6 protein-coding genes are annotated in these 5,815 nt (G+C 69.8%); 4 read left to right on the forward strand and 2 right to left on the reverse strand.

Features of this window, described 5'->3' with window-relative positions; all coding sequences use genetic code 11:
* The 3 genes from Q0C41_RS29220 to Q0C41_RS29230 form a co-directional block, all read left to right on the forward strand.
* The coding region (locus Q0C41_RS29220) for a class I SAM-dependent methyltransferase (protein ID WP_291990179.1) at positions 1-478 on the forward strand (478 nt) is incomplete at its 5' end.
* Between the two features lie 88 nt (positions 479-566).
* Entirely contained in the window at positions 567-1,433 is an 867-nt protein-coding gene (locus Q0C41_RS29225) for a hypothetical protein (RefSeq protein ID WP_291990181.1), read from the forward strand.
* A 95-nt stretch (positions 1,434-1,528) separates the two neighbouring features.
* On the forward strand, positions 1,529-2,299 hold the full coding sequence (locus Q0C41_RS29230; RefSeq protein WP_291990183.1) for an SDR family oxidoreductase: 771 nt from the start codon (positions 1,529-1,531) through the stop codon (positions 2,297-2,299).
* Here the strand turns inward: Q0C41_RS29230 and Q0C41_RS29235 are convergent.
* Together Q0C41_RS29235 and Q0C41_RS29240 are read right to left on the reverse strand one after the other, a co-directional pair.
* On the reverse strand, positions 2,289-3,674 hold the full coding sequence (locus Q0C41_RS29235; RefSeq protein ID WP_291990185.1) for a pitrilysin family protein: 1,386 nt from the start codon (positions 3,672-3,674) through the stop codon (positions 2,289-2,291). The two genes, Q0C41_RS29230 and Q0C41_RS29235, sit on opposite strands and share 11 nt — an antisense overlap.
* A 3-nt stretch (positions 3,675-3,677) precedes the next feature.
* Entirely contained in the window at positions 3,678-5,078 is a 1,401-nt protein-coding gene (locus tag Q0C41_RS29240) for a pitrilysin family protein (protein WP_291990187.1), read from the reverse strand.
* Between the two features lie 120 nt (positions 5,079-5,198).
* Between Q0C41_RS29240 and thiD the strand changes: the two genes are divergently transcribed.
* A partial coding sequence (gene thiD, locus Q0C41_RS29245; protein ID WP_291990189.1) for a bifunctional hydroxymethylpyrimidine kinase/phosphomethylpyrimidine kinase occupies positions 5,199-5,815 on the forward strand: 617 nt, incomplete at its 3' end.

Below are 5,815 nucleotides of genomic sequence, written 5' to 3' on the forward strand. Positions count from 1 at the left end.
GATCGGCGACGGGTCGGTGGTCGCCGACCTCGGGGCTGGAGGCGGGTGGTTCACGGTGCGGCTGGCCAAGCGCGTCGGGCCGAACGGCGTCGTGTATGCCGAGGACATCCAGCCGCAGATGATCGAGGCCATCCAGCGCCGGGTGCAGCGTGAGGGGCTCGGCAACGTCTCGACGGTGCTCGGCGCGGCCGACCATCCGGCGCTGCCGCAGGGCCGTCTGGATGCCGCGCTGATGGTCGACACGTTCCACGAGGTGGAGGACACGCGGTCGCTGCTCACGAACGTCCGCGCGGCCCTGAAGCCCGGAGGGCGTCTCGGCATCATCGAGTATCGGAGCGACGGGGGCGGCCCGGGTCCCTCGCCCGAGGAACGGATGCCATCGGCGCAGGTCGTGCGCGCGGCGGAAGCCGCCGGCTTCCGCTTCGTCCGACAGGAGCAGTTCCTGCCCTATCAGTACATGCTGGTGTTCACGCGCTGAGGCGCGCGGGAGCGCCGCGGGAACGCCGCCGATGCGCGCCCGGTGTCGGTGGGCGGCTGCGCATGAGCTACGCTAGCAGCACGTGCTGATGCGTCCGACTCGTGCCGCCGCCGCTGGCCTCGTCCTCGCCGTGGGCGTGCTCGCTGCCTTCGTGCTGACCGACCGGCGCGCGCCGGCCCGGACTCCCGTCACGCTGCCCCAATCCCGAGAGCAGGACCTGCGCGAGCGGCTCTACGCGGCGCTGCAACCGGTCGTGCTCGCCAACTGCACGCTCGAGCGCCTCGGTGAACTGGGCGACGGCGGCTACCTGATGTGCGGCAACCTGCTGCAGGCCGGCGCCGGCTACTCCTACGGCATCTCGGGCTACGACGGCTGGGGCTGCGGCATCTCGACACGCCTCGGCATCCCGGTGCATCAGTACGACTGCTTCGATACGCGGCGGCCGCAGTGCGACGGCGGGCAGACGACCTTCCATGCCGAGTGCATCGCCCCGACCGCGTCGGTCGACGCCGAGGGTCGCGTCTTCGACGCACTGGCGACGCAGGTGGCCCGCAATGGCGATGCCGCGCGCCGCCTCGTGGTGAAGATGGACGTCGAAGGCGCCGAGTGGCAGAGCCTGCTCGATGCGCCGCCCGAGGTCCTCGACCGCATCGACCAGCTCGCCATCGAGATGCACGGTGACGCGGTGGACACGTGGACGCAGTACCTGGTCGTGTCCAGACTGAAGGACCGCTTCCATGTCGCACACCTGCACATGAACAACTACGGGTGCGGCGGGCCACAGCCGCCCATGCCGTCCTATGCCTGGGAGGCGCTGTTCGTCAACAAGCGCCTCGCCACGCTGGCGCCAGACCAGCACCCCGTCCTGCGCCCGCATCCGCTCGACTCGCCGAACAACCCGGCCGTCCCGGATTGCCCGTACATGCCGGACGGTGTCGGCGCGCGCCCTCGCTGAGCGCCGAGCCCCACTCCCGGTTGCCCGACTCCCGACTCCCGACTCCCGGTTTCCGGTTCCCGGTTCCCGGTTCCCGATTCCCCTAAAATCCCCCCATGCGTTACCTCGACCGCATCGTGGTCGTGACCGGCGGATCGCGCGGCATCGGCGAGGGCATCGTGCGCGCGTTCGTGCGGGAGGGGGCCCACGTGGTGGCCGTGTCCACCGATCGCGCGGGGGGTGACGCCCTGGCTGCGGCGCTCGGGCCGACCTGCCGGCACGTGCATGCCGACGTTCGCCGCGACGAGGACCTTGCGGCGCTGTTCGCCGACGTGGTGGCGACCCATGGCCGCCTCGACTGCCTCGTGAACAACGCCGGCACCCATCTGGCGCATCGCGCCATCGACGACATCACGCCCGGCGCGTTCCGCGACCTGCTCGACCTGAACCTCGTGAGCCAGTTCATGGCGTGTCGACTGGCGCTGCCACACCTGCGTCAGGTGCAGGGCTGCATCATCAACATGGCCAGTCTCGTGGCCACGCTCGGCCAGCACCACGCCGTGGACTACGTCGCCTCCAAGGGCGCCATCGTCGCGTTCTCGAGGGCCCTGGCCATCGACGAGGCGCGGCACGGCGTCCGCGTCAACAGCGTGTCGCCCGGCAACATCGACACGCCGCTGTGGCAGTCGTTCGCAGACGCGTCAGCAGATCCTGACGCGATGCGCCGGGGGGGCGAGACCTCCCAGTGGCTCCCCCGCCTCGGCACGGCCGACGAAGTCGGCCGCCTCTGCGTGTACCTCGCCGCCGACGCGACGTACACGACCGGCGTCGATCACGTCATCTCCGGCGGCGCCGAGATCGGCTACGGCACCAAACCTATTTCGTGACGTACGGCGCCAGCTGGTCGTCGATTTCGGCCGTGTCGCCGACCACCACCATCGTCATCTTCGCCGGATCCAGCCAGGACTTCGCCACCCGCTGCACGTCGGCCGGCGTGACGGCCTGGATCTTCTGCACGAGGGTCCGCAGGTAGTCCGCGCCGAGGCCATGCTGGCGCGTGAACTCGAGCTGCTGGATGATGCCGCCGCGTGACGAGTTCTGCAGCACGAACACACCGGCGAGGTAGTTCCGGATGCCGGCGAGTTCGTCTTCCGTCGGTGGCTCCTGCCGCAGGCGATCCACCTCGAAGAAGATCTCCTTCATCGACGCCCCCGTCACGGCCGTCGTCACGTCGGCCACCTGCACCCAGTGCGCGACCTTCGGATGCACCGACAACGAGCTGTTGGGCGAATAGGTGTAGCCCTTCTGCTCGCGAATGTTGGCGGTGATGCGCGAGGCAAAGGATCCGCCGAGCAGGGCGTTGGTCACGCGCAGCGCGACGTAGTCGGCGTGGCCGGGGTCGACGACCGGCAGACCGATGTACAGGGTGGACTGCGACGCCTTCGGGCGATCGATCACGTGCAGCGCGCGGGTGCCGGCCGGGGTCGGCGGCGTGCGGCGGGCCGCGGCGCCCTTCTGCCAGGGTCCAAACCGGGCTCGCACCGCGCTCCGCACCGCCTCGGCATCGAAGCGACCGACGACATAGAGATGCGATCGTGCGGCGCCGAAGGTCGCGGCATGGAAGGCCCGCACGTCCGCGTGGGTGTAGCCGTTGACCATCGCCTCGGTGGGAAACACGCGTCCGTACGGGTGGTCGCCGTACAGGACCTGCGAGAACCGCTCGCTGGCCATCGACTGCGGCTGGGCCTTCGCGAGCGTGAGGTTCCGCACCATGTCCGCCTTCAGGCGCGGCAGCTCGGAGGCCGGCAGCAGCGGCGCCTGCACGATCTCGGCGAGGACCTCGACGGCGCCCGCCGCGAACTCCGAGAGCACCGAGGCCGACAGCGCCGTCACGTCGGGACCGACACCGACATCGAGGCGGCCGCCCATCTTCGCGAGGCTGTCGGCCACCGCGTCAGCCGATCGTGTCGTCGTCCCCTCCTTGAGCAGCGCACCGGTGAGGTCGGCCAGCCAGACCTGCTGCGCCGTCTCGTCGGCGTTGGCGGCATCGACCGCGAGATGGACGGTGACCTTCGGCACGGTGCCGTAGGGCACCAGTGTTACGCCCAGTCCGTTGGGCAGCGTGAACGACTCCGGAGTCGGCAGCGAGAAGGGCCGGGGCGTGCCTGCCGCGGGCGGCGCCTGTTTCGGGGCCGTCTGCGCGAACGCGGTCGTCGCGGCGGCGAGGACGGCAGGCACGATGGCAAGGCCTGTGATGCGCATGGCTTACTCCTGCCCGGCCGGCGTGGCCTGGCCCGGTTCGACGATGAGGACGGTGCGGTTGGTGGGGCGCAGGTACTCCTGCGCGGTCTTCTGGAGCAGCGCCGGCGTCACCTTGCGGAACTCCGCCTCGAGCCGATTGATCCGCGACGGGTCGTCGTCGAACATCGCGAACGACGCGAGCAGATCGGCCGTGCCGAAGCCGTTGAGGTCGGTCATCGAGTCGTACAGGGACGACCGCAGCTTGACGAGGGCGCGGTCGAGGGTCGCCTGATCGACGGGCGCCTCCTGCAGCGGCCGGATCGCCGCATCCATCGTGGCGAGAATGTCGTCGGCGGTGCTGGTGGGCTCGTGGATCAGCGACCCCATCCAGAGCATCGGGCCGGCGTAGTTGAACATCGAGCCGAGCAGGTTGATGCCGCCGCTGACGTCGCCAGCGTAGGCCTTCTGCTTGACCAGGGCCTTGTGCAACGCGCTGTCCTCGCCCTGCAGCAGGATCTGATCGAGCAGGCCCATGGCGTAGTACTCGGGCGTGTTGCGGGCGGGGACGTGGTAACCGAAGGCGAGGGCCGGCCTCCGGGCGAGCGGATCCTTCTTGGTGAAGCGCTTCTGCTCGGTCTGCCGGGGCTCGGTCAGGTCGGGCTGAGCAACCGGCTTCCGCGAGGGAATGGCGCCGAAGTACTTCTCGACCATGCCCCTGGCGGCAGCCTCGTCGAAGTCGCCGACCACGACGAGCACGGCGTTGGCCGGCGTGTAGTAGGTCCTGAAGAAGTCCTGCACGTCGGTCAGCGTGGCCGCCTGCAGGTCCTTCAGATCGCCGTAGAAGTTGTGGGCGTTGTGCCAGTTGGTGTTGGCGTACTGCGGCAGGTCGAGCCACGGGAACCCGCCATAGGGCTGGTTCAGCACGTTGACCTTCACCTCGTTCATCACGACGCCCTGCTGGTTGGTCAGGTTGTCCTGCGTGATGTCGAGCCCGCGCATGCGGTCGGCCTCGGCCCAGAGGGCCGTCTCGAGGGTGTGGGCCGGCAACACCTCGAAGTAGTTGGTGAAGTCGAAGCGCGTGGAGCCGTTCAGGATGCCGCCGTTGCGCTGCACCAGGCGGATGAACTCCATCTTCCCGAGGTTGGCCGACCCCTGGAACATCATGTGTTCGAAGAGGTGGGCGAACCCGGTGCGATTCCTCGGCTCGACCCGGAAGCCGATCTGGTAGTAGACGCCGACCACCACGGTCGGCGCGGTGGTGTCACGCGACAGCACGACCTTCAGTCCGTTGGGCAGCGTGTCGTAGACGACCGGGACGGTGTACGCGGGGGCCGGCGGGGCCTGCGCGAAGCCGGGCGTGCCGCCGCTGGCCGCCAGCGCCGCCGCGAGGGCCAGACTGGCCCGGAAAAGCGTTCGTGAGTGCATGCGTCCTCCTCGGACCGATACCGCCAACACTACGCAGGCCGGGTGAGGCTCGTCCACGCGATGTGACGAAGGGCTCCCAGTCAGGGATGGATGAGCTGTCCGGACGGTATGCTGAGGCGAATGTCCCCCACGATACCAACAGCGCTGACGATTGCGGGAAGCGACTCCGGCGGTGGCGCCGGCATCCAGGCCGACCTCAAGACCTTCGAGGCCCTCGGCGTCTTCGGCACGAGCGCGATCACGGCCATCACCGCCCAGAACACGCTGGGAGTCCGCTCGTTCGAGATGGTCTCGACGGCGCTGATCGCGGCGCAGATCGAGGTCGTCCTCGACGACCTGGGCGCCGGCGCGATCAAGACCGGGATGCTCGGCACGCCCGAGGTGGTGGGCGCCGTGGCCGCCGTCCTGCGGGCGCGACGCATCGCCCCGCTCGTGGTGGACCCGGTGATGGTGGCCAAGAGCCTGGACCGCCTGCTGTCCGACGATGCCGTCGCGGTGATGGTGCGCGACCTGCTGCCGCTCGCCGCGGTGCTGACCCCGAACGCCCCGGAGGCCGAAGCGCTGACCGGCCGCCCCGTGCGCACCGAGGCCGACGCCCGGGAGGCCGCCCGCCGCCTGCACGACCTCGGGCCGACGGCCGTCATCGTCAAGGGCGGGCACCTCGACACGCCAGACGTGGTGGACCTGCTGTTCGACGGGCAGCACTTCCACGAGGCCCGCGGCCCGCGCCACGCCAC

The sequence above is a fragment of the Luteitalea sp. genome (assembly GCF_022842525.1).
Classification (GTDB): domain Bacteria; phylum Acidobacteriota; class Vicinamibacteria; order Vicinamibacterales; family Vicinamibacteraceae; genus Luteitalea.

Coding starts and splice junctions, on each gene's coding strand:
- Q0C41_RS29225 (WP_291990181.1), top strand. CDS start 567: ATGCGTCCGACTCGTGCCGCCGCCGCTGGCCTCGTCCTCGCCGTGGGC.
- Q0C41_RS29230 (WP_291990183.1), top strand. CDS start 1,529: ATGCGTTACCTCGACCGCATCGTGGTCGTGACCGGCGGATCGCGCGGC.
- Q0C41_RS29235 (WP_291990185.1), bottom strand. CDS start 3,674: ATGCGCATCACAGGCCTTGCCATCGTGCCTGCCGTCCTCGCCGCCGCG.
- Q0C41_RS29240 (WP_291990187.1), bottom strand. CDS start 5,078: ATGCACTCACGAACGCTTTTCCGGGCCAGTCTGGCCCTCGCGGCGGCG.